The sequence below is a fragment of the Massilia norwichensis genome (assembly GCF_024753245.1).
Taxonomy (GTDB): Bacteria; Pseudomonadota; Gammaproteobacteria; order Burkholderiales; family Burkholderiaceae_D; genus Telluria; species Telluria norwichensis.
Window position 1 is genome coordinate 14,551 of the sequence record NZ_JANUGX010000036.1, and the last position, 25,680, is coordinate 40,230.

Annotated in this window: 23 protein-coding genes and 2 tRNA genes; 23 read left to right on the forward strand and 2 right to left on the reverse strand. The window is 64.4% G+C overall.

Features of this window, described 5'->3' with window-relative positions:
• Positions 1 to 13: 13 nt before the first annotated feature.
• Positions 14 to 1,276, reverse strand: coding sequence for a lysophospholipid transporter LplT (lplT, locus tag NX782_RS23065; RefSeq protein ID WP_258847839.1), 1,263 nt, complete (start codon positions 1,274 to 1,276; stop codon positions 14 to 16).
• A gap of 161 nt (positions 1,277 to 1,437) precedes the next feature.
• Between lplT and alr the strand changes: the two genes are divergently transcribed.
• The 16 genes from alr (at position 1,438) to NX782_RS23145 (ending at position 18,705) form a co-directional block, all read left to right on the forward strand.
• Entirely contained in the window at positions 1,438 to 2,544 is a 1,107-nt protein-coding gene (alr, locus tag NX782_RS23070) for an alanine racemase (RefSeq protein WP_258847840.1), read from the forward strand.
• A 26-nt stretch (positions 2,545 to 2,570) separates the two neighbouring features.
• The gene (gene radA, locus NX782_RS23075) at positions 2,571 to 3,950 is read left to right on the forward strand and encodes a DNA repair protein RadA (RefSeq protein WP_258847841.1); all 1,380 of its coding nucleotides are present in this window, start codon (positions 2,571 to 2,573) and stop codon (positions 3,948 to 3,950) included.
• Positions 3,951 to 4,012: 62 nt separating this feature from the next.
• Positions 4,013 to 4,330 (forward strand): PilZ domain-containing protein, encoded by a 318-nt coding sequence (locus tag NX782_RS23080; RefSeq protein WP_258847842.1) that lies wholly within the window; start codon positions 4,013 to 4,015, stop codon positions 4,328 to 4,330.
• 464 nt (positions 4,331 to 4,794) lie between these two features.
• The gene (pstS, locus tag NX782_RS23085; protein ID WP_258847844.1) at positions 4,795 to 5,838 is read left to right on the forward strand and encodes a phosphate ABC transporter substrate-binding protein PstS; all 1,044 of its coding nucleotides are present in this window, start codon (positions 4,795 to 4,797) and stop codon (positions 5,836 to 5,838) included.
• A gap of 198 nt (positions 5,839 to 6,036) precedes the next feature.
• Positions 6,037 to 6,969, forward strand: coding sequence for a phosphate ABC transporter permease subunit PstC (gene pstC / locus NX782_RS23090; RefSeq protein ID WP_258847885.1), 933 nt, complete (start codon positions 6,037 to 6,039; stop codon positions 6,967 to 6,969).
• On the forward strand, positions 6,969 to 7,838 hold the full coding sequence (gene pstA / locus NX782_RS23095; protein WP_258847845.1) for a phosphate ABC transporter permease PstA: 870 nt from the start codon (positions 6,969 to 6,971) through the stop codon (positions 7,836 to 7,838). Before pstC ends, pstA begins: the two co-directional genes overlap by 1 nt.
• Positions 7,839 to 7,862: 24 nt before the next feature.
• On the forward strand, positions 7,863 to 8,630 hold the full coding sequence (gene pstB / locus NX782_RS23100; RefSeq protein ID WP_370661831.1) for a phosphate ABC transporter ATP-binding protein PstB: 768 nt from the start codon (positions 7,863 to 7,865) through the stop codon (positions 8,628 to 8,630).
• Positions 8,631 to 8,806: 176 nt separating this feature from the next.
• Positions 8,807 to 9,511, forward strand: a complete 705-nt coding sequence (gene phoU / locus NX782_RS23105) for a phosphate signaling complex protein PhoU (RefSeq protein WP_258847848.1) — start codon at positions 8,807 to 8,809, stop codon at positions 9,509 to 9,511.
• Between the two features lie 4 nt (positions 9,512 to 9,515).
• Positions 9,516 to 10,208 (forward strand): response regulator, encoded by a 693-nt coding sequence (locus NX782_RS23110; RefSeq protein ID WP_258847849.1) that lies wholly within the window; start codon positions 9,516 to 9,518, stop codon positions 10,206 to 10,208.
• Positions 10,209 to 11,585, forward strand: a complete 1,377-nt coding sequence (gene phoR, locus NX782_RS23115) for a phosphate regulon sensor histidine kinase PhoR (RefSeq protein ID WP_258847850.1) — start codon at positions 10,209 to 10,211, stop codon at positions 11,583 to 11,585.
• An 86-nt stretch (positions 11,586 to 11,671) separates the two neighbouring features.
• Positions 11,672 to 12,598: a patatin-like phospholipase family protein gene (locus NX782_RS23120; RefSeq protein ID WP_258847851.1), complete on the forward strand. Its 927-nt coding sequence runs from the start codon at positions 11,672 to 11,674 to the stop codon at positions 12,596 to 12,598.
• Positions 12,599 to 12,629: 31 nt separating this feature from the next.
• Positions 12,630 to 13,040, forward strand: coding sequence for a GlcG/HbpS family heme-binding protein (locus NX782_RS23125; RefSeq protein WP_258847852.1), 411 nt, complete (start codon positions 12,630 to 12,632; stop codon positions 13,038 to 13,040).
• 228 nt (positions 13,041 to 13,268) lie between these two features.
• Positions 13,269 to 14,447 carry a glutamine-hydrolyzing carbamoyl-phosphate synthase small subunit gene (gene carA, locus NX782_RS23130; protein ID WP_258847853.1) on the forward strand — a complete coding sequence of 393 codons (1,179 nt, stop codon included), beginning with the start codon at positions 13,269 to 13,271 and terminating at the stop codon, positions 14,445 to 14,447.
• The gene (gene carB / locus NX782_RS23135) at positions 14,448 to 17,678 is read left to right on the forward strand and encodes a carbamoyl-phosphate synthase large subunit (protein ID WP_258847854.1); all 3,231 of its coding nucleotides are present in this window, start codon (positions 14,448 to 14,450) and stop codon (positions 17,676 to 17,678) included.
• 102 nt (positions 17,679 to 17,780) lie between these two features.
• On the forward strand, positions 17,781 to 18,254 hold the full coding sequence (greA, locus tag NX782_RS23140) for a transcription elongation factor GreA (protein WP_258847855.1): 474 nt from the start codon (positions 17,781 to 17,783) through the stop codon (positions 18,252 to 18,254).
• A 10-nt stretch (positions 18,255 to 18,264) separates the two neighbouring features.
• On the forward strand, positions 18,265 to 18,705 hold the full coding sequence (locus tag NX782_RS23145; protein WP_258847856.1) for a DUF4149 domain-containing protein: 441 nt from the start codon (positions 18,265 to 18,267) through the stop codon (positions 18,703 to 18,705).
• Between the two features lie 55 nt (positions 18,706 to 18,760).
• On the opposite strand, the gene yhbY is transcribed toward NX782_RS23145, so the two are convergent.
• Positions 18,761 to 19,231, reverse strand: a complete 471-nt coding sequence (gene yhbY, locus NX782_RS23150) for a ribosome assembly RNA-binding protein YhbY (RefSeq protein ID WP_258847858.1) — start codon at positions 19,229 to 19,231, stop codon at positions 18,761 to 18,763.
• A gap of 46 nt (positions 19,232 to 19,277) precedes the next feature.
• Here yhbY and NX782_RS23155 point away from each other — a divergent pair, with 46 nt between their 5' ends.
• The 7 genes from NX782_RS23155 to NX782_RS23185 all read left to right on the forward strand — a co-directional run bounded on the left by NX782_RS23155 (position 19,278) and on the right by NX782_RS23185 (position 25,679).
• The gene (locus NX782_RS23155) at positions 19,278 to 19,925 is read left to right on the forward strand and encodes an RlmE family RNA methyltransferase (RefSeq protein WP_258847859.1); all 648 of its coding nucleotides are present in this window, start codon (positions 19,278 to 19,280) and stop codon (positions 19,923 to 19,925) included.
• A gap of 246 nt (positions 19,926 to 20,171) precedes the next feature.
• Positions 20,172 to 22,055: an ATP-dependent zinc metalloprotease FtsH gene (gene ftsH, locus NX782_RS23160; RefSeq protein WP_258847860.1), complete on the forward strand. Its 1,884-nt coding sequence runs from the start codon at positions 20,172 to 20,174 to the stop codon at positions 22,053 to 22,055.
• Between the two features lie 71 nt (positions 22,056 to 22,126).
• On the forward strand, positions 22,127 to 22,966 hold the full coding sequence (gene folP, locus NX782_RS23165) for a dihydropteroate synthase (RefSeq protein WP_258847861.1): 840 nt from the start codon (positions 22,127 to 22,129) through the stop codon (positions 22,964 to 22,966).
• 24 nt (positions 22,967 to 22,990) lie between these two features.
• A complete protein-coding gene (gene glmM, locus NX782_RS23170) occupies positions 22,991 to 24,331 on the forward strand; it encodes a phosphoglucosamine mutase (RefSeq protein ID WP_258847862.1) in 1,341 nt (446 codons plus the stop codon).
• Between the two features lie 66 nt (positions 24,332 to 24,397).
• Positions 24,398 to 24,474 (forward strand) — tRNA-Pro (locus tag NX782_RS23175).
• Positions 24,475 to 24,535: 61 nt separating this feature from the next.
• Positions 24,536 to 24,612, forward strand: a tRNA-Arg gene (locus tag NX782_RS23180).
• A 143-nt stretch (positions 24,613 to 24,755) separates the two neighbouring features.
• Positions 24,756 to 25,679: an MBL fold metallo-hydrolase gene (locus NX782_RS23185; RefSeq protein WP_258847863.1), complete on the forward strand. Its 924-nt coding sequence runs from the start codon at positions 24,756 to 24,758 to the stop codon at positions 25,677 to 25,679.
• Position 25,680 lies beyond the last annotated feature (1 nt).

Sequence of the window (25,680 nt, forward strand, 5' to 3'; positions counted from 1 at the left end):
TCTTGGCAAGGAATTAGTGCTTGTGCTCGCCGATCAGCGCCAGCGAATCGTGCTCGCGCTGGTTGGCGGCGTGGCGGCGGCCGATCATGTACATCAGGCCGGCGAGGGTGAGGCCGAACACGACGATGATGATGTTCAGGTCCAGGTTGAGCGTGAGCATGATCGCGTACGCCGCCAGCATGGTCAGGATCGACAGGTTCTCGTTGAAGTTCTGCACGGCGATCGAGTGGCCCGCGCTCATCAGCACGTGGCCGCGGTGCTGCAGCAGGGCGTTCATCGGCACCACGAAGAAGCCGGACAGCAGGCCGATGATCATCAGCAGGGGCACGGCAACCGACACCGAATACACCAGCGTCATGCTGGTCACCACCAGGCCCATGACGATGCCGAGCGGAATCACGGTCAGCGACTTCCTCAGCGGGATGATCTTGGCGGCGGCCGCGGCGCCCGCGGCGACGCCCAGGGCGAAGGTGCCGATCAGGAAGGACGACTTATCCAGCGGCATCTTCAGCGAACGCTCGGCCCACTTGATGACGATCAACTGCAGCGTCGCACCGGCACCCCAGAACAGCGTAGTAACGGCCAGCGAGATCTGGCCCAGCTTGTCCTTCCACAGCGTGGCCGAGCAGTTGGCGAAATCGGCGATCAGCTTGGTCGGGTTGCGCTCCTGGTGATCGTAGCGGGCGCCGGTGTCCGGCACGCCCAGGTTGAACATCGCCGCCAGGATGTACACGCCGATCAGCACGGCCAGCGAAGCCTGGCTCGGCGTCGACAGGATGCTGTCGAGGACGGGCAGGTGCAGACCCACCAGCCAGGCGCCGCCCATCGGGCTGACGAGGGCGCCGCCGAACGCGGTGCCGAGGATGATCGACAGCACCGTCAGGCCTTCGATCCAGCCGTTGGCGACGACCAGCTTTTCGGCCGGCAGCAGTTCGGTCAGGATCCCGTACTTGGCGGGCGAATACACGGCCGCGCCGAAGCCGACCACGGCATACGCGAGCAGCGGATGGACGCCGGCGAACACTAGGCCGCAGCCGAAAATCTTGATCAGGTTGGCAATGAACATCACCCGGCCCTTGAGCATCGAATCGGCGAACGCGCCGACGAAGGGGGCCAGCAGGACGTAGAACAGGACGAATGAGAGTTTCAGCAGGGGAATCAGCGATGGCGGTGCATGCATCGCTGCAAGCAGATCGATCGCGACGAACAATAACGCGCTATCTGCGAGCGACGAAAAAAACTGCGCCGCCATGATGGTATAAAAACCACGATTCATTCGAGACGTTCTAAAAGCTAGTGTGGGTTGCTTTATACCATGAAAGCGGGCCGCGCCCAAGAAATCGACAATACCCGGTTTCAACTGCCGACGCCAAGTTGCTGCCAAGTTGGCGCTAAAATAGCCCTTCTGTTCGGCTTTTTCACCCTCATCTATCGCCCATGCCACGTCCCCTCCACGCCATCATTCATCTCGACGCCATGCAGCACAACCTGGCGAAGGCCTATGCCTGCGCGCCGACGGCCCGGGTCTGGGCGGTGGTCAAGGCCAACGCCTATGGCCATGGCCTGGAGCGCGGCATGCGCGGCTTCAGCCAGGCCGACGGTCTGGCGCTGATCGAGACCGAGAACGCGCTGCGCCTGCGCGAGCTGGGCTGGGCCAAGCCGATCCTGCTGCTGGAAGGGATCTTCGACGCCTCCGACGTGCCGCTGCTGGCCGAGCACAATATCAACAGCGCGGTGCACTGCTTCGAGCAGGTCCAGATGCTGGAGTACACCCAGCTCTACCGCCCGATCGACGTGCACCTCAAGATGAATACCGGGATGAACCGGCTCGGCTTCCGTCCCGACGAATACGCGGCCGCCTACAAGCGCCTGCGCGCCATCCCCGGCATCCGCAACATCACCCTGATGACCCACTTCGCGAATGCCGACGAGCTGGAGCATCCGCGCCTGTCGGTCGCCGAGCAGGTGCGCCGCTTCCGCGAAGGGGCGCAGGGACTGGAAGGGCAGCGCAGCCTGTCGAATTCCGGCGGCGTGCTGCATCAGGCGGCCCTGGCCAAGGAGCTGCACAACGACTGGGTGCGCCCCGGCGTGATGCTGTACGGCGGCACCCCGGGCGGCGGCGTCAGCGCGCGCGAATACGGCCTGCTGCCGACCATGACCCTGAAATCCGAGATCATCGGCATCCAGCAGCTGCAGAAGGGCGATACCGTCGGCTACGGCAGCCGCTTCGAGGCGCCCGGTCCGATGACGGTCGGCGTGGTGGCCTGCGGCTATGCCGACGGCTACCCGCGCCACGCCGAGCCCGGCACCCCGGTGCTGGTGGATGGCGTCAGGACCCAACTGGTCGGCCGCGTCTCGATGGACATGATGACGGTGGACCTGAGCCCGGTCGCCAACGCGCGCGTGGGCAGCAAGGTCACGCTGTGGGGCGACGGCCTGCCGATCGACGAGGTGGCGAATGCCGCCGGCACGATCGGCTACGAATTGATGTGCGCCCTGGCGCCGCGCGTGCGCGTGGTTGAAGGCCGGGTCGGCACAGATTGAATTAATACGAGCACATATATATAGCAATGGCAAAATCCCGAACCAGTTTCGTCTGTAACGATTGCGGCAGCGTGGCCAGCCGCTGGACCGGCCAGTGCGGCGACTGCAAGGCATGGAACACCATGACCGAGCAGGTCGAGACCGCCGGCCTGAACCGGATGTCGCAGACCCCCGGCATGCACAAGAGCCTGGCGCAGACCGCGCCGGTGCTGTCTCTCGCCGATATCGAGGCGATCGACGTGCCGCGCTTCGGCACCGGCATCGAAGAATTCGACCGCGTGCTGGGCGGCGGCCTGGTCGCCGGTGGCGTGGTGCTGATCGGCGGCGACCCCGGCATCGGCAAGTCGACCCTGCTGCTGCAGGCGCTGGCCAACCTGGCCACGACCCGCAGCACCCTGTATGTCTCGGGCGAGGAGTCCGGCGCCCAGATCGCGCTGCGCGCGCGCAGGCTGCAGGTCGAGGCCAAGGAACTCAAGCTGCAGGCCGAGATCCAGCTCGAGAAGATCCTCGGCACCATCGCCGACATGAAGCCGGAAGTGGCCGTGATCGACTCGATCCAGACCCTGTACTCGGACGCGCTGACCTCGGCGCCCGGTTCGGTGGCCCAGGTGCGCGAGTGCGCGGCCCAGCTCACCCGCGTCGCCAAGCAGACCGGCGTGACCATCATCCTGGTCGGCCACGTCACGAAAGAGGGCGCGCTGGCCGGTCCGCGCGTACTCGAGCACATCGTCGATACGGTGCTCTACTTCGAGGGCGATACCCAAAGCAGCTTCCGCCTGGTGCGGGCGATCAAGAACCGCTTCGGCGCCGTCAACGAGCTGGGCGTGTTCGCGATGACGGAAAAGGGCCTGAAGGGGGTGTCCAACCCGTCGGCGCTGTTCCTGTCGCAGCACGACAGCCAGGTGCCCGGTTCCTGCGTGATGGTGACCCAGGAGGGCACGCGTCCGCTGCTGGTCGAGATCCAGGCCCTGGTCGACACCAGCCACCTGCCGAACGCGCGCCGCCTCTCGGTCGGCCTCGAACAGAACCGTCTGGCGATGCTGCTGGCGGTGCTGCACCGGCACGCCGGCATCGCCGCCTTCGACCAGGACGTGTTCATCAACGCGGTCGGCGGCGTCAAGATCACGGAACCGGCGGCCGACCTGGCAGTCCTGCTGGCGATTAACTCGTCGATGCGCAACAAGCCGCTGCCGCGCGGCCTGGTGGTGTTCGGCGAAGTCGGCCTGGCCGGCGAAATCCGCCCGGCGCCACGCGGCCAGGAGCGCCTGCGCGAAGCCGCCAAGCTGGGCTTCTCGGTGGCCGTGATCCCGAAGTCGAACGTGCCGAAGCAGCCGATCGAGGGCATGACCATCGTCGCGGTGGAGCGCATCGACGAGGCCTTCAACAAACTGCGCGAGCTCGACTAAAAAAGCGCTTAGGCCTTATAATTGCTGGTTTGTCTGATAACGGAACCAACTGGTAAGGTGTAATGACGGATCAAAGGCAGTCGGGGCGCAAGATTGTGAAGGTGAGGGCGGTGGTCGCGATGGAAGGCCAGGCGCCGATGCCGGGACGGACCTCGGATGTGGGCAGCAATGGCGTCAGCATCGCGGTGCAGAGCCCCCTGCAGGTGGGGCAGACCGGGCAGGTGGGCTTCGACCTGCTGGTCGAGGGTAAGCTGACCCCGATCGCCGCGCGCGCGAAAGTCATCTACTGCATTTTCAGCGGCGGCGAATTCAAGGCCGGCTTCCAGTTCCTGAACCTGGACCTGGCGGCGATGACCCAGCTGTCGCGCTTCCTGCGATAACGCTTCCCCGTCAAGAAAACGAAAGCGGCGAGCGCCCCTTGGGCCTCGCCGCTTTGTCATTGTGGCCAAGAGGCCAGTTACGCTATTCGTGATAGCGATCCGTCAATTTCCCAGAGCAGTTGCGTCCTTCGCAGATGGCCTCGAAAGCCACCAGTCCGGCTATCCCGACCAATATGCCGGTCACAATTACACCTAACACCATGAACGTCAAACGCCGTTTGGCGAGTCCCCCCGATCGTCTCGCATGCAATGTAAGCGCGGCATGCACACGCTGAACAAGTCCTCCATTCAGCCCCGACACCTTCAAGCTAGCAGACCAACCAGTATTTACAAGGGGCTTTTGGCCCTGTTCCGCAAGTCATAAATCGATGACAGCCATGTCATAAAGCCGTCATATTTGCTCTCTACACTGCGCAGCATTAACACCGCGTCACCTCCCTAAACCAGGAAAACAAGGACTTGATATGCGCATGAAGCAACTGCTGGCAACCCTGATCATCGGCACCTCGGCCGCCTTCGCGAGCACCGCGACCATGGCCGCGGACATCACCGGTGCGGGCGCCACCTTCCCGTACCCGATCTACGCCAAGTGGGCGGAGATGTACAAGAAGGCGACCGGCAACGGCCTCAACTACCAATCGGTCGGCTCGGGCGCCGGCATCAAGCAGATCAAGGCCAAGACCGTCGACTTCGGCGCCTCCGACATGCCGCTCGCCGCCGACGAGCTGAACCAGGCTGGCCTGTTCCAGTTCCCGGCCATCATGGGCGGCGTCGTCACCGTGGTGAACCTGCCGGGCGTCCAGCCGGGCCAACTGAAACTGACCGGACCGGTCGTGGCCGACATCTACCTCGGCAAGATCACCAAGTGGAACGACCAGGCGATCGCCGCACTGAACCCGGGCGTCAAACTGCCGGACGACGAGATCACCGTCGTGCACCGCGCCGACAGCTCGGGCACCTCCTTCCTGTTCACCGACTACCTGTCGAAGACCAACCCGGAATTCAAATCGAAGATCGGCGCCGGCACCGCGGTGAAATGGGCCACCGGCGTGGGCGGCAAGGGCAATGACGGCGTCGCCGCCAACGTCCAGCGCATCAAGGGCTCGATCGGCTACGTCGAGTGGGCCTATGCCAAGAAGAACAAGATGAGCCACACCCAGCTGAAGAACCGCGACGGCGTGTTCCTGCAGCCGGACGACGACGCCTTCAAGGCCGCCGCCGCCAACGCCGACTGGGCCAAGACCCCGGGCTTCTCGGTGGTCCTGACCGACCAGCCGGGCAAGGCGGCATGGCCGATCACCGGCGTCTCCTACATCCTGGTGCACAAGGCCCAGGAAGATGCCGCCAAGGGCAAGGAAGTCCTGAAGTTCTTCGACTACGCCTTCAAGAGCGGCGACGCCGCTGCAACCGAGCTGGACTACGTGCCGCTGCCGGATAGCGTGACCAAGCTGGTGCAGGATGCCTGGAAGGCGAACATGAAGGATGCTTCGGGCAAGGCGATCTGGTAAGTCACCAACGTCGTCCCCGCGCAGGCGGGGACCCAAGTTCTGCATGAGCAGTCGGAACGCATGCAAACTTGGGTTCCCGCCTTCGCGGGAACGACGGCAGAGAACGAATATATGAGCGCACAAAACGCCACCGTAACCCAAGAGGCCACCCAGCAAGCCCTGCTGGACGACGCCAGCCACGCCCGCCTGCGCAACACCATGCGCAAGCAGCGCATCCAGGACTTCTTCTTCCATAAGATTACCTTGCTGTTCGCGGCCTCGGTGCTGGTGGTGCTGGTCGGGATCATCGTCTCGCTGGCCGTCGGCGCGATGCCGGCTTTCCGCGAATTCGGCGCGCACTTCATCGTCCGCAACGAGTGGGACCCGATCAACGACCAGTTCGGCGCCCTGATCGCCATCGCCGGCACCCTGGCGACTTCGCTGATCGCGCTGCTGGTGGCGGTGCCGGTCAGCTTCGGCATCGCGCTGTTCCTGACCGAGATCTGCCCGGCCTGGCTGCGCCGCCCGATGGGCACCGCGGTCGAACTGCTGGCCGGCGTGCCCTCCATCATCTACGGCATGTGGGGCCTGTTCGTGTTCGCGCCGATGTTCGGCGACCACATCCAGCCGCTCCTGAAAAAGACCCTGGGCGTGCTGCCGGTCGTCGGCCCGCTGTTCCAGGGCCCGACCATGGGCCTGGGCATCCTGACCGCCGGCCTGATCCTGGCCGTGATGATCATCCCCTTCATCGCTTCCGTGATGCGCGACGTGTTCGAGATCGTCCCCGCGGTGCTGAAGGAATCGGCATACGGCCTCGGCTGCACCAAGTGGGAAGTGGTGCGCAAGATCGTGCTGCCCTACACCCGTACCGGCGTGGTCGGCGGCGTCATGCTGGGCCTGGGCCGCGCGCTCGGCGAGACCATGGCCGTCACCTTCGTGATCGGTAACGCCAACGAATTGTCGTGGTCGCTGTTCGCCGCGGGCAACTCGATTTCCTCGACCCTGGCCAACGAGTTCGCCGAAGCCAGTTCGGCGCTGCACGTGTCCTCGCTGTTCGCGCTGGGCCTGATCCTGTTCGCGATCACCTTCATCGTGCTGTCGGCCGCCAAACTGATGTTGCTGGGGATGTCCCGCAAAGAAGGAGTGAAGTAATGCAAGGCGTCATCAATCCGCCGGCCGTGAACCCGGTCTATCGCCGCCGCCTGCTGAGCCACCGCATCGGCATCGCGCTGTCGGTGCTGGCGATGGCCATCGGCCTGGGCTTCCTGGCCTGGATCCTGTTCACCCTGCTGGTGCATGGCTTCGGCGCGCTTTCGCATACCCTGTTCACGCTGGATACGCCGGCGCCGGGCAGCGAGGGCGGCATCCGCAACGCCATCATCGGCAGCCTGCTGATGGTCGGCTTCTCGACCCTGGTCAGCACGCCGATCGGCATCCTGGCCGGCATGTACCTGGCCGAGTACGGCCAGAACAACAAATTCGCGGCCGTCACGCGCTTCGTCACCGACATCATGCTGTCGGCGCCCTCGATCGTGATCGGCCTGTTCGTCTACGCGCTGCTGGTGCCGCGCATGGGCCACTTCTCGGGCTATGCCGGCACGCTGGCGCTGTCGCTGATCGCGATTCCCGTGGTGGTGCGTACCACCGACAACATGCTGCACCTGGTGCCGAACAGCCTGCTCGAAGCGGCGTTCGCGCTGGGCGCGCCGCGCTGGAAGGTGGCGCTGACGGTGCGCCTGCGCGCGGTGAAGGCCGGCGTCGTCACCGGCGTGCTGCTGGCCGTGGCCCGCATCTCCGGCGAGACCGCGCCGCTGCTGTTCACCGCCCTGAACAACCAGTTCTTCACGGCCGACATGAACCAGCCGATGGCCAACCTGCCGGTGGTGATCTACCGCTTCGCCATGAGCCCCTACGAAGACTGGCAGTCGATCGCCTGGGGCGCCGCGCTGCTGGTGACCCTCAGCGTGCTGCTCCTGAATATCCTGTCGCGGACCCTGTTCCGCCAAAAGAACCCGCAATAAGCAAAAATGATGAGCCAAGAGACCGTGAACAAACAAAAGACCAAGACCATTGAAGTGCAGGGCCTGGATTTTTATTACGGGAAGACCAGGAGCCTGAAGAACGTCAGCCTCGACATCCACGACAAGCAGGTCACGGCCTTCATCGGCCCATCGGGCTGCGGCAAGTCGACCCTGCTGCGCACCCTGAACCGGATGTACGACCTGTACCCGGGCCAGCGCGCCGAGGGGCAGATCCTCTACCGCGGCCGCAACATCCTGGAGCAGGGCGTGGACGTGAACATGCTGCGCGCCAAGGTCGGCATGGTGTTCCAGAAGCCGACCCCGTTCCCGATGTCGGTGTACGACAACATCGCCTTCGGCGTGCGCCTGTATGAAAACCTGGCCAAGGGCGAGATGGACGAGCGCGTCGAATGGGCGCTGAAGAAGGCGGCGCTGTGGGGCGAGGTGAAGGACAAGCTGAACAAGAGCGGCCTGTCGCTGTCGGGCGGCCAGCAGCAGCGCCTGTGCATCGCGCGCGGCGTCGCCGTCAAGCCGGACGTGCTGCTGCTCGACGAGCCGACGTCGGCGCTGGACCCGATCTCGACCGCCAAGATCGAGGAACTGATCAGCGAGCTGAAGGGCGACTACACGATCGCCATCGTGACCCACAACATGCAGCAGGCGGCGCGCTGCTCGGACTACACGGCCTATATGTACCTGGGCGAACTGGTGGAATTCGGCGAGACCGACCAGCTGTTCATGAACCCGGCCAAGAAAGAGACCCAAGACTACATCACCGGCCGATTTGGATGAGGGACTCTACGACCTACTGCGCGGCCGCAGGGCCGGCCTGCGATGCTCGCCGTACCGGATGTACGGCTGCGCTTCTCGGCCACCCCTGCGGCCGTTCGCTACGGTCGTAGAGCCCCTTGTGAAGTCAGCGGGCGGGTGGCACGTTAAAATAACGATATTCGATAGGAAGCAAAGACATGGTAGGCGAGCATTCATCCAAGCAGTACGACCAGGAACTCGAAGGCATCCGCTCCAAGGTGCTGCTGATGGGCGGCATGGTGGAAACCCAGTTCGACGAGGCGCTGAACTGCTTCCGCGTCGGTAACTGCCAGCTGGCGGACAAGGTGATGGCCGACGACCAGGCCGTGAACCAGCTCGAAGTCCAGCTGGACGACGCCTGCAGCCACCTGATCGTGCGCCGCCAGCCGGCCGCGAACGACCTGCGCACCGTGATGGCGACCATCAAGGTGATCACCGACCTCGAGCGCATCGGCGACGAAGCCGCCAAGATCGCGCGCACCGCCAAGAGCCTGCACGAGCGCGGCATGGTCGGCTTCAACCACCACGACATCGTGCGCACCATTGCGCGCAACACTGCCGACATGCTGCACGACGCGCTGGACGCCTTCGCCCGCCTGGACGGCAAGGCCGCGCTGCAGATCATCGCCCGCGACGACGAAGTCGACTTCGAATTCCGTACCATCCTGCGCAACATGATCACCTTCATGATGGAAGACCCGCGCACCATCTCGCCGGCGCTGGACACGCTGTGGGTGGCCAAGGCGATCGAGCGCATCGGCGACCACGCCAAGAACATCGCCGAGTACGTGATCTACGTGGCCGAGGGGCGCGACATCCGCCACTCGAAACCGGCGGCGCTGGCCGGCCAGGCGGAAGGCTGAGCCGATGGCATCCAACACGAGCGTCCTGATCGTCGAAGATGAACCGGCCATCGTCGAGCTGGTGAGCTATTCGCTGCGCGAGACCGGCTGGGAGATCCGCGCCGCGTCCAATGTGGCGGCGGCCTGGGACGCGATCGTGAAAGCCAAGCCCGACCTGCTGCTGCTGGACTGGATGCTGCCCGACCAGAGCGGCCTGCGGCTGCTGTCGCGCCTGCGCGGCGACCGCGACTTCCAGGAGATGCCGGTCATCATGCTGACTGCGAAGAGCATGGAAGAGGACAAGATCGCCGGCCTGAACACGGGTGCCGACGACTACGTCACCAAGCCGTTCTCGCCGCGCGAACTGCTGGCGCGCTCGAAAGCCCTGTTGCGGCGCAAGAGCCCGCACCTGGCCGAGGCGCCGCTCAGCGCCGGCCCGGTCACGCTCGACCCGGGCAGCTGCACGGTCAGCATCGACGGGCGCCCGCTCGACATGGGCAATGCCGAATACCGCCTGCTGAAATTCCTGATGGCGCATCGCGAGCGCGTGTTCTCGCGCAGCCAGCTGCTCGATAAAGTCTGGGGCGACGCCGCGGCGGTCGAGGAGCGCACCGTCGACGTGCACGTCCTGCGCCTCCGTAAGGCATTGAAGGAAGCCGAGAAGCTGATCAAGACCGTGCGCAGCGTCGGCTACATGCTGACCGAGAAAGAGCTGTAAATGGACACCGTTCCTGAAGCCCGCTCCGAAGCTGCCGCCGAAACCGCCCCGGCGGCGGACGCGGCTCCCACTGCGCCGGCCAGCGTCCATCCGCACCTGCTGTTCTGGGTCCCGGCGCTGCTGCGCCTGAGCCTCGTGTTCGTGGCCGCCGGCGTCGCCTGGTGGCTGTTCGGCGTGGTGGCCGGGCTGTCGCTGGCGCTGCTGGTCACGGTGGCGCTGCTGGTGGTCCAGCTGTCCTACCTGCACCAGCTGGGCGAGTGGCTGCACCATCCGCACAGCAGCCGCCTGCCGGACGGCTGGGGTGCCTGGACCGACGTGTTCGCCCGCCTGTACCGGCTGCGCCGCGACGACGAGCGTCACCAGGAAGAGCTGGCCGAATGGCTGGCGCGCTTCCGCCAGGCCATGCAGCTGCTGCCGGAAGGCGTGGCGATCATGGACGACGTGCTGTTCCTGGAATGGTGCAACCCGGCCGCCGAGCGCCACCTGGGCCTGACCCTGGACAAGGACAAGGGCCGCCGCGTGACGAACCTGATCCGCCATCCGGAATTCATCGACTACATCATCCTCGGCCGCTACGAGCAGCCGCTGACGCTGGCGATCCGCAACCGCAAGCTGGTGGTGCAGGTGATCCCGTTCGAGAACCGGCGGCAGATCCTGGTCACGCACGATGCCACCGAGACCGAGCGCCTGGAGGCGATGCGCCGCGACTTCATCGCGAATGCCTCGCACGAGCTGCGCACGCCGCTGACCGTGATCGTCGGTTTCCTCGAGATCGCGATGGCCGATCCCGGCATGATGGAGGCGACCCGCGTCGCCCACCTGAAGCTGATGACGGAACAGGGCCAGCGCATGCAGCGCCTGATCGAGGACATGCTGACCCTGTCGCGCCTGGAGTCGACCGAATTCCCGCTCAAACGCGAGCGGGTCGACGTGCGCGCCCTGGTCGAGCAGGTCGCGGAGGATGCGCGCGCGCTGTCCGGCGGGCGCCACGAGATCGAGTTCTCGGTCGAAGGGCCGGACGTGATGGGCAGCCTCGACGAGCTGCGCAGCGCCTTCGGCAACCTGGCCACGAATGCGGTGCGCTATACGCCCGAGGGCGGGCGCATCCTGCTGTCCTGGACCCGCGGCCCGAACGACCTGCGCTTCGCGGTGGCCGATACCGGCATCGGCATCGACGAGCAGCACATCTCGCGCCTGACCGAACGCTTCTACCGCGTCGACAAGAGCCGCTCGCGCGAGACCCAGGGCACGGGCCTGGGCCTGGCCATCGTCAAGCACGTGCTGCTGCGCCACGGCGGCAAGCTGACGATCCGCTCGGAGGCGGGGAAGGGGAGTGTGTTTACGGCTTCCTTGCCGAATACGTCGCTGCCTGGCTGACGACTGTGCGAGCTTAAGCCTCGCGACATCAACCGAAACCGGACTCGGGTTACAATCGTCCCTTTAGCGATTAAGCCCCCGGATCCATGCTGTCTCGACGCTCCCTCCTGTCCGCCGCCGCGGCAAGCCTGCTGCTTTCGGCCTGCGGCTCCACCCCGACGCAACCCACCGTCGCCGCCGTTCCGGCCCCGCAGCCGGTCCCGCGCAAGGTCAAGATCGGCCTCGCCCTCGGCGGCGGCGCCGCGCGCGGCTTTGCCCACATCGGCGTGATCAAGGCCCTGGAAGCCCAGGGCATCGTGCCCGACATCGTGGTCGGCACCAGCGCCGGCTCGGTGGTCGGTTCGATGTACGCCTACGGCTACAACGGCTTCACGCTGCAGAAGATGGCGCTCGAGATGGACGAGGCCTCGATCTCGGACTGGGCGCTGCCTTTCTTCAGCAAGTCGCCCGGCGTGCTGAAAGGCGAAGCGCTGCAGGCCTACGTCAACAAGACGGTGCACAACCAGCCGATCGAAAAGCTCAAGATTCCCTTCGGCGCGGTGGCCACCGACCTGAAGACCGGCCAGCCTATCCTGTTCCGGCGCGGGAACACCGGCATGGCGGTGCGCGCATCGTCGGCGGTGCCGAGCGTGTACCAGCCGGTGACCATCGCCGGCAAGACCTACGTCGACGGCGGCCTGGTGGCGCCGGTGCCGGTGCGTTTCGCCCGGGAGATGGGCGCCGAGTTCATCATCGCCGTCAACATTTCCAGCGCCACCGAGGCGCAGGCAACGGCCAGCTCGCTTGACGTCCTGATGCAGACCTTTACCATCATGGGCCAGCGCCTCAACCAGCACGAGCTGAAGGACGCGGACGTGGTCATCACGCCGGCCCTGGGCGCGATGGGCAGCGCCGACTTCAACGGCCGCAACCTGGCGGTGCTGGCCGGCGAACAGGCGGCGGCGTCGGTGATGCCGCAGCTGAAGGCCAGACTCAAGGCCAAGCAATTGAGCCCGGCACTGGCCGGACAATAACAAGCACAATCTCGACATAAGGAAGAACAAGATGCAAACCAAGCCCGTACTGACCCTCGACGACGTCAAGAAGATCGCCGCAGCCGCCGAAGCCGAGGCGCTGGCCAACAAGTGGAACGTGGTCATTTCCATCGTCGACGACGGCGGCCACCTGCTGTGGCTGCAGCGCCTGGACGGCGCCGCGCCGATCTCGGCCTACATCGCGCCGGAGAAGGCCAAGACCGCCGCGCTGGGCCGCCGCGAGTCGAAGATCTACGAAGACATGATCAACAATGGCCGCGTGTCCTTCCTGAGCGCGCCGGAACTGCAGGGCATGCTGGAAGGCGGCGTGCCGATCGTGGTCGAGGGCCACACCGTCGGCGCGATCGGCGTTTCCGGCGTGAAATCGGCGGAGGATGCGCAGATCGCCAAGGCCGGCATCGCCGCGCTGGCACTCGGCTGAGCGTAATTTCCGAGCGGAACGGCAGGTGAAATGTAAGGACGCCCGATTGCCGGGCAGCCCGAATCGCGCTATAATTTGGAAGTTTAGCCATCACTCATCTGCCGTAGCGCATACCCACTTCACCATACATCTGTTGACCTTCCGCCCCCGGTGTAACGACCGTTGCGGCGATCCCTGCAGGTCAGTCTGACGTGGCGCAGCTACGGCAACCTTATTGGAGAGTTGCCCTTGCCGCCATTTTTTTCTGGCCCAGCCGTTCCAGCCATCCTGGCCCTCGCAGACGGAACCATTTTCAAAGGATATTCGATCGGAGCCATCGGTCACACGACCGGTGAAGTGGTGTTCAACACCGCGATCACGGGCTACCAGGAGATCCTTACCGACCCCAGCTATTCGCGCCAGATCGTCACGCTGACCTACCCGCACATCGGCAACCAGGGCGTGAACCCGGCCGACGTCGAGGCCTCGAAGGTGCATGCCGCCGGCCTGATCATCCGCGACCTGCCGCTGCTGGCATCGAACTTCCGCTCGACCCAATCGCTGTCGGACTACCTGAAGCAGGAAAACGTGGTCGCCATCGCCGGCATCGACACCCGCAAACTGACCCGCATCCTGCGCGAGAAGGGTGCCCAGAACGGCGCCATCCTGACCGCGCAGCAGGGCCAGGAGCCGTCGGAAGCGCAGGCGCTGGAACTGGCGCGCTCCTTCCCTGGCCTGAACGGCATGGACCTGGCCAAGGTCGTCTCGGTGAAAGAGCCGTACTCGTTCGACGAGACCGAATGGAAGCTGGGCGAGGGCTTCGGCAAGCAGGACAACCCGCAATACCACGTGGTGGCCTTCGACTACGGCGTCAAGCGCAACATCCTGCGCATGCTGGCCGAGCGCGGCTGCAAGATCACCGTGCTGCCGGCCCAGGCGACCGCCGCCGAGGCGCTGGCGCTGAACCCGGACGGCATCTTCCTGGCCAACGGCCCCGGCGACCCGGCCGCCTGCGACTACGCGATCGAAGCGACCCGCGAAGTGATCGAAAAGGGCGTGCCGACCTTCGGCATCTGCCTGGGTCATCAGATCATGGCGCTGGCTTCCGGTGCCAAGACCGTCAAGATGAAGTTCGGCCACCACGGCGCCAACCACCCGGTGCAGGACCTCGACTCGAAGAAGGTCCTGATCACCTCGCAGAACCACGGTTTCGCGGTGGACTCCGCCACGCTGCCGGAAAACTGCCGCGTGACCCACGTCTCGCTGTTCGACAATTCGCTGCAGGGTTTCGAGCGCACCGACAAGCCGGCGTTCTGCTTCCAGGGCCACCCGGAAGCCTCGCCGGGACCGACCGACGTATCCTACCTGTTCGACCGTTTCATCAGCCTCATGCAACAAGCCAAAGCCAATACCCAGGAGAAGAACTAAATGCCGAAGCGTAGTGACATTCAAAGTATCCTGATCATTGGCGCCGGCCCGATCGTGATCGGCCAGGCGGTGGAATTCGATTACTCGGGCGCACAGGCCTGCAAGGCCCTGCGCGAAGAAGGCTACAAGGTCATCCTGGTCAACTCGAACCCGGCGACCATCATGACCGACCCGGAAACGGCCGACGTCACCTACATCGAGCCGATCACCTGGAAGGCGGTCGAGCGCATCATCGAGAAGGAGCGTCCGGACGCGATCCTGCCGACCATGGGCGGCCAGACCGCGCTGAACTGCGCGCTCGACCTGCACCGCAACGGTGTGCTGGACAAGTACAAGGTCGAGCTGATCGGCGCCTCGCCGGAAGCGATCGACAAGGCCGAAGACCGCGCCAAGTTCAAGGACGCGATGACCAAGATCGGCCTGGGTTCGGCGCGCTCCTTCATCGCCCACTCGATGGACGAATCGCGTGCCGCGCAGCGCGAGCTGGGCTTCCCGGTCATCATCCGTCCGTCCTTCACGATGGGCGGCTCGGGCGGCGGCATCGCCTACAACGAAGAAGAATTCGAAGCGATCTGCAAGCGTGGCCTGGAAGCCTCGCCGACCAGCGAGCTGCTGATCGAGGAATCGCTGCTGGGCTGGAAAGAGTACGAGATGGAAGTGGTGCGCGACAAGGCGGACAACTGCATCATCGTGTGCTCGATCGAGAACCTGGATCCGATGGGCGTGCACACCGGCGACTCGATCACCGTCGCGCCGGCGCAGACGCTGACCGACAAGGAATACCAGATCATGCGCAACGCGTCGATCAACGTGCTGCGCGAGATCGGCGTCGACACCGGCGGCTCCAACGTGCAGTTCTCGATCAACCCGGCCGATGGCCGCATGATCGTCATCGAGATGAACCCGCGCGTGTCGCGTTCCTCGGCGCTGGCCTCGAAGGCCACCGGCTTCCCGATCGCCAAGATCGCGGCGAAGCTCGCGGTCGGCTTCACGCTCGACGAGCTGCGCAACGACATCACCGGCGGCGCGACCCCGGCTTCGTTCGAGCCTTCGATCGACTACGTGGTCACCAAGATCCCGCGCTTCACCTTCGAGAAATTCCCGTCGGCGGACAAGCACCTGACCACCCAGATGAAATCGGTGGGCGAGGTGATGGCGATCGGCCGCACCTTCCAGGAATCCTTCCAGAAGGCCCTGCGCGGCCTGGAAGTGGGCGTGGACGGCCTGAACGAGAAGACCCGCGACCGCGAGAAGATCGAGGAAGAACTGGGCGAGCCGGGTCCGGAGCGCATCTGGTACGTGGGCGACGCGTTCGCCCAGGGCTTCACGCTGGAAGAAGTGCACGCGCTGACCAAGATCGATCCGTGGTTCCTCATCCAGATCAAGGAAATCGTCGACATCGAGCTGTGGCTGGATCACCAGAAGCTGGAAAGCCTGGACAAGCCGACCCTGTACAAGCTGAAGCAGAAGGGCTTCTCGGACCGCCGCCTGGCCTTCCTGATGCAGACCACGCCGCATGCCGTGCGCGAGCGCCGCCACGCGCTGGGCATCCGCCCGGTCTACAAGCGCGTCGACACCTGCGCCGGCGAGTTCGCGACCAATACCGCCTACATGTACTCGACCTACGACGAGGAGTGCGAGTCCAACCCGACCGACAAGAAGAAGATCATGGTGCTGGGCGGCGGCCCGAACCGGATCGGCCAGGGCATCGAGTTCGACTACTGCTGCGTGCACGCGGCCCTCGCCATGCGCGAAGACGGTTACGAGACCATCATGGTCAACTGCAATCCCGAGACCGTGTCGACCGACTACGATACCTCGGACCGCCTGTACTTCGAATCGCTGACCCTGGAAGACGTGCTGGAGATCGTCGAGCTCGAGAAGCCGGAAGGCGTGATCGTCCAGTACGGCGGCCAGACCCCGCTGAAGCTCGCGCTGGACCTCGAAGCCAACGGCGTGCCGATCATCGGCACCTCGCCGGACATGATCGACGCCGCCGAAGACCGCGAGCGCTTCCAGCAGCTGCTGCAGAAGCTGGGCCTGCGCCAGCCGCCGAACCGCACCGCGCGCACCGAAGCCGAGGCGCTGGCGCTGGCCACCGAGATCGGCTACCCGCTGGTGGTGCGCCCGTCCTACGTGCTGGGCGGCCGCGCGATGGAGATCGTCCACGAGCAGCGCGACCTCGAGCGCTATATGCGCGAAGCGGTCAAGGTCTCGAACGATTCGCCGGTGCTGCTCGACCGCTTCCTGAACGACGCGATCGAATGCGACGTCGACTGCATCTCGGACGGCGAAACCACCTTCATCGGCGGCGTGATGGAACACATCGAACAGGCCGGCGTGCACTCGGGCGACTCGGCCTGCTCGCTGCCGCCGTACTCGCTGTCGCAGGCGACCATTGATGAGCTCAAGCGCCAGACCTCGCTGATGGCGAAAGCCCTGAACGTGGTCGGCCTGATGAACGTGCAGTTCGCGATCCAGCGCACCGAAGTCGAGGGCAAGGTCGAGGACAACGTGTTCGTACTGGAAGTGAACCCGCGCGCCTCGCGCACCGTGCCTTTCGTGTCGAAGGCGACCGGCCTGCAGCTGGCCAAGATCGCGGCGCGCTGCATGGTCGGCCAGACCCTGGCGCAGCAGGGCATCACCAAAGAGATCGTCCCGCCGTTCTACAGCGTCAAGGAAGCCGTGTTCCCGTTCGTGAAATTCCCGGGCGTGGACACCATCCTCGGCCCGGAGATGAAGTCGACCGGCGAGGTGATGGGCGTGGGCATGACCTTCGGCGAAGCCTTCGTGAAGTCGCAGCTGGCGGCCAGCGTCAACCTGCCGACCTCGGGCCGCGTGTTCCTGTCGGTGAAGGGTTCCGACAAGCCGCGCGCCGTGGCCGTGGCGCGCGACCTGGCGGCGATGGGCTTCTCGCTGGTGGCGACCAAGGGTACCGCAGCGGTGATCGCCGCCGCCGGCATCCCGGTCACGCCGGTCAACAAGGTGCTGGAAGGCCGTCCGCACGTGGTCGACATGATCAAGAACCACGAGATCGCGATGGTGGTGAACACCGTCGAGGAAAAGCGCAGTGCGATCAACGATTCGCGCACCATCCGTACCTCGGCGCTGCAGTCGCGCGTCGTGACCTACACGACCATCGCCGGCGCCGAAGCGGCGGTGCAGGGCATGCGCCACCTGGACGAGTTGCGGGTCTATGATTTACAAGGCCTGCATAAAACACTAAACTAAGCGTAACAGCAGTACAGCAGTACCAAGTTGTACGTCAAACCACACAGACCGCGCGGTGCACCGTGAGGTCTGTGTGGTTTTCACTTTTTTATAGCGACGACCATGAATACACCTCTGACCAAACACGGCGCCGAACTCCTGAAAGAAGAGCTGCACCAGCTCAAGACCAAGGAGCGCCGCAACGTGATCGATGCGATCGCCGAAGCGCGTTCGCACGGTGACCTGTCCGAAAACGCGGAGTACGACGCCGCCAAGGAGCGCCAGGCCTTCGTCGAAGGCCGCATCGCGGAACTGGAGCAGAAGCTGTCCACCGCCCAGGTCATCGACCCGACCACCCTCGACGCCGAAGGCCGTGTGGTGTTCGCCTCGACCGTCGACCTCGAAGACCTCGAGAGCGGCCAGAAGGTGACCTACCAGATCGTCGGCATCGACGAAGCGGACCTGAAGCTCAACAAGGTCTCCGTCACCTCGCCGATCGCGCGCGCCCTGATCGGCAAATACGCCGGCGACGTGGTCGAAGTGCAGGCCCCGTCGGGTCCGCGCGAATACGAAATCCTGGAAGTCCGCTATATCTGATCGGCGGACGATGCTAGCCAACCTGCGCTTGCTGCTGGCGGCCCTGTGGGCGGGCAGCGTGTGGACGGTCAGTTACCTGGCCGCGCCGAGCGCCTTCGCGGCGCTCGACAGCACCCAGGCCGGCAACGTGGTCGGCATCATGCTGACCCGGCTGGCCTGGCTGTCGATGGCACTGGCGCCACTGCTGGCATTGCTGGTATGGCGCGCCCCGGAACTCGATGCCAGGCGTCGGCGCTGGCTGTACTGGCTGATCGCCGGCATGCTGGTCTGCAGCCTGGTCGTGTACCTGGGCCTGCAGCCGATGATGGCGGCGATCCGCGAAGTGGCCGGCCCCGCCGGCGTGCGGGCGTCGCCGCAGTGGGGAACCTTCGCGGCCCTGCATGGAGTGTCGCAGGTGCTGTACCTGGTCGAGACTGTGCTGGGTGCGATTCTGGTCGTGAAGGCCCGGTAGGGCAGGTACAAAAAAACCGGGGCATGCCCCGGTTGATTTTTGAAGCGGCGCCGAATTATTTGTTCAGCGCGTTCTTCTTGGTGCTGGCCTGGCGCGTTTTCGCGCGCTTGACGTTACCGCCCTGGGTCACGCGTTCGTTACCCTTCAGCAGGACCTTGGTGACGCTCGGCTTCTTGGTGCCGCTCGGGCTCGGCTTGACGATGGTGACTTCGCGCATGCCTTTGCCGGTCTTGGTCGAACGTTCCTTGACGGCTTCCTTCTTCGGGCGATACAGCACCAGCAGTTTGCCGATATGCTGTACGGGTGCCGCTTCCAGCTCTGCGCAGATCTGTTCGTAGATGGCGATGCGCGCCTCGCGGTCGTCGCCGAACACGCGGACCTTGATCAGGCCGTGCGCGTCCAGGCTGGACGAGATTTCTTTCATGACGGATGCGGTCAGGCCGGCTTCGCCGATCATGACGACGGGGTTGAGCCCGTGAGCTTCCGCACGAAGGGCCGCGCGCTCGGCCGGTGTAAGTTTGATCATAATGGTTCTTTTTTGATGTACCTAATAAAAGCAGTATTTTACGCGAATGGCCAAGAACAAATTCAATAAAAACTGGATACACGACCACATTAACGACCCGTATGTCAAATTGGCACAGAAAGAGGGTTACCGTGCGCGTGCGGCCTACAAGCTGAAAGAGATCGACGAGGCCGAGAAGCTGATCAAGCCGGGCCAGGTGATCGTCGACCTGGGCTGCACGCCGGGCAGCTGGGGCCAGTACACCCGCCGCAAGCTGGCGGGCGGCGAGGAGGGCGGCATCAAGGGCACGATGATCGGCCTCGACATCCTGCCGATGGAGCCGATCGCCGACATGCACTTCATCCAGGGCGACTTCCGCGAGGACAGCGTGCTGGACCAGCTGGCCGGGATCCTCGGCGAACGCCAGGCCGACCTGGTGCTGTCCGATATGGCGCCGAACCTGTCCGGCATCCCGACGGCCGATGCGGCGCGCATGGAGCATTTGATCGAAATCGCTATTGAGTTTTCTCAAGCCCACCTCAAACCGTCCGGCGCATTGTTAGTAAAATGCTTTAAAGACATGGGCTTTACGCAAATCGTCGAGCTCTTCCGCAAAGAGTTCAAAGTCGTCAAGCAGATCAAACCGAAGGCCAGCCGCGACAAATCTTCGGAAATTTTCCTGCTGGGCCGCGGTCTCAAGAATCCGTCAGCATAAAAAATGCGGAAATTCACGGTCTTGCCCCTTGATATTCGACCGTATACCCACACATCGCCCAATGGATGGTGAGCCCGCAGCAATTATGCTTATTCGTGCGCGTCGGAAATAAAAAACCGTTATAGTGACGGGACAAGGATTCGAAGCGGGCTACACGAGCGGCAGTGCGTGGCACCGCCTGCTTATTGCGGTAAAATCCGCGTTTGAAACAATGGGAAAAGATGCGTCCGCATCAGAGGAGTTTTCGTGAATAATATGTTTTCCAAATCCGCCATCTGGGTGGTGGTCGCGCTGCTGTTGTTCATGCTGTTCAAGCAGTTCGACAACCACAGCGTCGCGGGCGGCAGCAAGACGATTGCTTATTCCGAGCTGCTCGATGAAGTCAAGGCGCGCAAGATCAAGGATGTGGTGATCGAGGGTTCGAGCATCACCGCCACGCGCCAGGACGATTCCAAGGTACGCACCACTGCAACCATGCTCGACCGTGGCCTGATCGGCGACCTGCGCGACAACAACGTGCGCTTCGACGTCAAGCCGCCGGAGGAGCCGTCCTTCCTGCAGCAAGTCTTCATTTCCTGGTTCCCGATGCTGCTGCTGATCGGGGTCTGGGTGTTCTTCATGCGCCAGATGCAAGGCGGCGGCAAGGGCGGGGCTTTCTCGTTCGGCAAGTCGAAGGCGCGCATGATGGACGAAACCAATAACACCGTCACCTTCGCCGATGTCGCCGGTTGCGACGAAGCCAAGGAAGAAGTCGCCGAGATCGTCGACTTCCTGAAGGACCCGACCAAGTTCCAGAAGCTGGGCGGACGTATCCCGCGCGGCGTGCTGATGGTTGGTCCTCCGGGTACCGGTAAGACCCTGCTGGCGCGCGCCATCGCCGGCGAAGCGAAAGTGCCGTTCTTCTCGATCTCGGGTTCCGACTTCGTCGAGATGTTCGTCGGTGTCGGTGCAAGCCGCGTCCGCGACATGTTCGAGAACGCCAAGAAGCACTCGCCTTGCATCATCTTCATCGACGAGATCGACGCCGTCGGCCGCCACCGCGGCGCCGGCATGGGCGGCGGTAACGACGAGCGCGAACAGACCCTGAACCAGCTGCTGGTCGAGATGGACGGCTTCGAAGCCTCCTCGGGCGTGATCGTGATCGCCGCGACCAACCGCGCCGACGTGCTGGACAAGGCGCTGCTGCGTCCGGGCCGTTTCGACCGCCAGGTGATGGTAGGCCTGCCGGACATCCGCGGCCGCGAACAGATCCTGAACGTGCACATGCGTAAAGTGCCGATCGGTACCGACGTGAAGGCCGACATCCTGGCCCGCGGCACCCCGGGCTTCTCCGGCGCCGACCTGGCCAACCTGGTCAACGAAGCCGCCCTGTTCGCCGCGCGCCGCAGCAAGCGCCTGGTGGAGATGAGCGACTTCGAAGACGCCAAGGACAAGATCTTCATGGGTCCGGAGCGCAAGTCGATGGTCATGCGCGAGGAAGAGCGCCGCAACACGGCCTACCACGAGTCGGGCCACGCGGTGATCGCCAAGCTGCTGCCGAAGGCCGATCCGGTCCACAAGGTCACGATCATGCCGCGCGGCTATGCACTGGGCCTGACCTGGCAGCTGCCGGAGCACGACAGCCTGTCCGGTTACAAGGACAAGATGCTCGAGGAAATCTCGATCCTGTTCGGCGGCCGTATCGCCGAAGAGATCTTCGTCGGCCAGATGTCGACCGGCGCCTCGAACGACTTCGCCCGCGCCACCAAGCTGGCACGTTCGATGGTGACCCGCTTCGGTATGTCCGAAAGCATGGGCGTGATGGTCTACGAAGACGATGCCAACGAAGGCTTCTTCGGCGGCTCGGTCAAGACCATCTCCGAGGCGACCCAGCAGAAGGTGGACGCCGAGATCCGCGCGATCCTCGACACGCAGTACGCGCTGGCACGCCGCCTGCTGGAAGAGAACCGCGACAAGGTCGAAATGATGACCAAGGCCCTGCTGGAATGGGAAACCATCGATGCCGAGCAGATCAACGACATCATGGCCGGCCGCGAGCCGACCCCGCCGAAGTCGGTGCAGCTGACCAAGCGTCCGTCGAGCGGCGGCGATTCGGGCGGCGTGGCGACCAACGCCCCGGCACCGGCCTGATTCACGCCTGAGCTTCTCCAAAAGACACCCCGCGGGGTGTCTTTTTTTCTTTCTCAAATTACCTTTTTATCATGCATTCCTACCTGCAATGCGGCCGTTTCGGCTTCAAGCTCGCCCAGCGTCCGCTGGTGATGGGCATCCTCAACGTCACCCCCGATTCCTTCTCCGACGGCGGCCGCTACCAGGGCCTCGAATTTGCCATGGAGCGGGCCGAACAGATGATCAAGGATGGCGTCGACATCATCGACATCGGCGGCGAGTCGACCCGTCCCGGCTCGCCCAGCGTGCCGGTCCAGGAAGAACTGGACCGGGTGATGCCCGTGATCTATGCCTTGCGTGAACTCGGCCACGCGCTGTCGATCGACACCTGCAAACCGGAGGTGATGCGCGAAGCCATCATCGCCGGTGCCGACATGATCAACGACATCAACGGCTTCCGCGCGCCTGGCGCCGTCGAAGCGGTGGCCGGCAGCGATGTCGGCCTGTGCATCATGCACATGCAGGGCACGCCCCAGGACATGCAGGCCCAGCCCGTCTACCAGGATGTGGTGGAGGAGGTCGGCGCCTTCCTGCGCGAGCGTGCCGATGTCCTGCTGGCGGCCGGTGTTGCACCGGAGCGCGTCACGATTGATCCGGGATTTGGCTTTGGCAAGACTGTCGAGCATAATGTTGCCTTGCTTCGTAGCATTAACGATTTGCAGCGCGAACTGGGCTTCCCTGTACTGGCCGGTCTGTCGCGCAAATCGATGATCGGCGCCCTGACCGGGCGCCCCGTCGAACAGCGCCTGGCCGGCAGCCTCGGCGGCGCGTTGGCTGCGGTAGCACAGGGCGCCCGCATCGTGCGGGTCCATGATGTGGCGGAGACGGTGGATGCCCTCCGGGTGTGGAATGCCGCAACCGCTGCAAACTGAGCGAACAACTGAGAAGAGAGCAACATGGCACGCAAATATTTTGGTACCGATGGCGTACGTGGCCTGGTGGGCGTGGCGCCCATCACCCCTGATTTCGTGATGCGCCTCGGCTACGCCGCCGGCAAAGTGCTGGCCAAGGGCAGCACTGGCACCAGCGGCCGTCCCACTGTGCTGATCGGTAAGGACACCCGCATCTCCGGCTACCTGCTGGAAGCCGCGCTCGAGGCCGGCTTCTCGGCGGCCGGCGTCGACGTCATGCTGGCCGGCCCGATGCCGACCCCGGCCATCGCCTACCTGACCCGCGCGCTGCGCCTGCAGGCCGGCGTGGTCATCTCGGCTTCGCACAACCCCTTCCAGGACAACGGCATCAAGTTCTTCTCCGAGCACGGCACCAAGCTGCCGGACGCGGTCGAACTGGAGATCGAGGAAGCGATCGACCAGCCGATGGGCTGCGTATCGTCCGAGAAGCTGGGCCGCGCGACCCGTCTGCGCGATGCCCAGGGCCGCTACATCGAATTCTGCAAAGGCACCTTCCCGAACGAGCTGGACCTGCGCGGTTTGAAGATCGTGGTCGACTGCGCCCACGGCGCCGCCTATGCGATCGCCCCGCACGTATTCCACGAACTGGGCGCCGAAGTCATCGAACTGGGCACCAAGCCGGACGGCTTCAACATCAACGACGGCGTCGGCGCCACCGCGCCCGAGGCCATGGCCCAGGCCGTGGTCGAGCACGAGGCCGACCTCGGCATCGCGCTGGACGGCGACGCTGACCGCCTGATCATGTGCGACGCCAGCGGCCGCCTGTACAACGGCGACGAGCTGCTGTACGTGATGGTGCGCGCGCGCATGGCCACCGGCAAGGTCGAAGGCGCGGTCGGCACCCTGATGACCAACATGGCCCTCGAAGTCGCGTTCAAGGAAATGGGCGTGGGCTTTGCGCGCGCCAAGGTCGGCGACCGCTATGTGCTGGAACTGATGCAGGAGAAGGGCTGGCTGTTCGGCGGCGAAGGCTCGGGCCACCTGCTGGCGCTGGACAAGCACTCGACCGGCGACGGCATTGTCTCGGCCCTGCAGGTGCTGTCGGCGCTCAAGCGCGGCAACCAGAGCCTGGCCGAGTGCTGCAAGGACCTTGTGCTGTTCCCGCAGACCCTGATCAACCTGCGCGTGCAGCCGGGCTTCGACTGGACCAAGAACAACGCGGTCGTCGCCGAGAAGGAGCTGGTAGAGCGCGAGCTGGGCGAGCGTGGTCGCGTGCTGATCCGCGCATCGGGCACCGAACCGCTGGTGCGCGTCATGGTCGAGGCCAAGGAAGCGGAACTGGCCGAAGCCATGGCCAAGCGCATCGCCGCGCGTTTCGAGGTCTGATGTCCGTCCTCCGGCCGTCCGGCGTTCATTGACGCTTGGAGGCCGGAGGCGTATGATCCTTGCCATCGGAGTGTAGCGCAGCCCGGTAGCGCACCTGCTTTGGGAGCAGGGGGTCCAAGGTTCGAATCCTTGTACTCCGACCACCGTTTCGAACGCGGGCTGTCCTCGACGGCCCGTTTTCATTTCATCGGGATTTTCATCTCACTGCCCATAGCTCAGTTGGATAGAGCATCAGCCTTCTAAGCTGAGGGTCGCTGGTTCGAACCCAGCTGGGCAGGCCACACATTTCCTCCCCGCTAGCGAACGCCATCACTGCCGCGTTCATGTTAGTGTCCATTCAGACAACATCGTCGGATATGGAGGAGAACACATGCTGTTTTGCCGTTTGATTCGGTCCGCTGCGGGACCTGCCGCTGCGGCATTGATGGCGCTGAACCTGTCGCTCGCCGTGCCCGCGCACGCCCAGCAGCAGCCCGCATCCGCGCCCGCCGGCGAGGTGTTCGCGCTCAAGCTGCCGGCTGCCAGCGCCGCGGCCGCCACGGAAGCGAACGGCACCGTCCAGTTCATCGGCACCGCCACCGTCCTGATCCGCTACCAGGGCTTCACCATCCTCACCGACCCGAACTTCCTGCACAAGGGCGACCACGTCCACCTGGGCTATGGCCTCACCGCGGAACGCCTCACCAACCCGGCGATCGAGCTCGACAAATTGCCGCCCATCGATTTCGTGGTGCTGTCGCACATGCACGAAGACCACTTCGACAAGCTGGTGCAGGAAAAGCTGCCGAAGGACACGCCCATCGTCACCACCAAGGAAGCCGCCGCCTCGCTCGGCAAGCTGGGCTTCAACCGCGCGATTGGCCTGGGCAAATGGGACCAGGTCGAGGTGGAGAAGGGCGAGTCGCGCATGCGCCTGACCGCCGTCCCCGGACGCCACGGCAAGGCCGGCATGCAGGCGCTGCTGCCCAGCGTGATGGGCTCGATGCTGGACTTCGGCCCGACCAAGGGGGCGCCGACCTACCGCATGTACATCAGCGGCGACACCCTGGTCTACGACGACCTGAAGGCGATTCCGCAGCGCTTCCCCGGCATCGACCTGGCCCTGCTGCACCTGGGCGGCACCCGCATCCTCGGCGTGTTCAAGGTGACGATGGACGGCAAGGATGGCGTCGAACTGCTGCAGATTATCCGTCCGCAGCACGCGATCCCGATCCATTACAACGATTACGACGTGTTCAAGTCGCCGCTGGCCGACTTCGCGCGCGAGGTCAAGGCCGCCGGGCTGGATCAGCAGGTGAGTTATCTGGCGCATGGCGAGACATATACGTTCTCGCCAAGGAAACGCTAAG

Coding starts and splice junctions, on each gene's coding strand:
- glmM (WP_258847862.1), top strand. CDS start 22,991: ATGGCACGCAAATATTTTGGTACCGATGGCGTACGTGGCCTGGTGGGC.
- NX782_RS23125 (WP_258847852.1), top strand. CDS start 12,630: ATGCAAACCAAGCCCGTACTGACCCTCGACGACGTCAAGAAGATCGCC.
- pstS (WP_258847844.1), top strand. CDS start 4,795: ATGCGCATGAAGCAACTGCTGGCAACCCTGATCATCGGCACCTCGGCC.
- phoR (WP_258847850.1), top strand. CDS start 10,209: ATGGACACCGTTCCTGAAGCCCGCTCCGAAGCTGCCGCCGAAACCGCC.
- alr (WP_258847840.1), top strand. CDS start 1,438: ATGCCACGTCCCCTCCACGCCATCATTCATCTCGACGCCATGCAGCAC.
- NX782_RS23120 (WP_258847851.1), top strand. CDS start 11,672: ATGCTGTCTCGACGCTCCCTCCTGTCCGCCGCCGCGGCAAGCCTGCTG.
- NX782_RS23155 (WP_258847859.1), top strand. CDS start 19,278: ATGGCCAAGAACAAATTCAATAAAAACTGGATACACGACCACATTAAC.
- NX782_RS23080 (WP_258847842.1), top strand. CDS start 4,013: ATGACGGATCAAAGGCAGTCGGGGCGCAAGATTGTGAAGGTGAGGGCG.
- folP (WP_258847861.1), top strand. CDS start 22,127: ATGCATTCCTACCTGCAATGCGGCCGTTTCGGCTTCAAGCTCGCCCAG.
- yhbY (WP_258847858.1), bottom strand. CDS start 19,231: ATGATCAAACTTACACCGGCCGAGCGCGCGGCCCTTCGTGCGGAAGCT.
- radA (WP_258847841.1), top strand. CDS start 2,571: ATGGCAAAATCCCGAACCAGTTTCGTCTGTAACGATTGCGGCAGCGTG.
- NX782_RS23145 (WP_258847856.1), top strand. CDS start 18,265: ATGCTAGCCAACCTGCGCTTGCTGCTGGCGGCCCTGTGGGCGGGCAGC.
- carB (WP_258847854.1), top strand. CDS start 14,448: ATGCCGAAGCGTAGTGACATTCAAAGTATCCTGATCATTGGCGCCGGC.
- phoU (WP_258847848.1), top strand. CDS start 8,807: ATGGTAGGCGAGCATTCATCCAAGCAGTACGACCAGGAACTCGAAGGC.
- NX782_RS23185 (WP_258847863.1), top strand. CDS start 24,756: ATGGCGCTGAACCTGTCGCTCGCCGTGCCCGCGCACGCCCAGCAGCAG.
- greA (WP_258847855.1), top strand. CDS start 17,781: ATGAATACACCTCTGACCAAACACGGCGCCGAACTCCTGAAAGAAGAG.
- NX782_RS23110 (WP_258847849.1), top strand. CDS start 9,516: ATGGCATCCAACACGAGCGTCCTGATCGTCGAAGATGAACCGGCCATC.
- pstA (WP_258847845.1), top strand. CDS start 6,969: ATGCAAGGCGTCATCAATCCGCCGGCCGTGAACCCGGTCTATCGCCGC.
- lplT (WP_258847839.1), bottom strand. CDS start 1,276: ATGAATCGTGGTTTTTATACCATCATGGCGGCGCAGTTTTTTTCGTCG.
- pstC (WP_258847885.1), top strand. CDS start 6,037: ATGCGCAAGCAGCGCATCCAGGACTTCTTCTTCCATAAGATTACCTTG.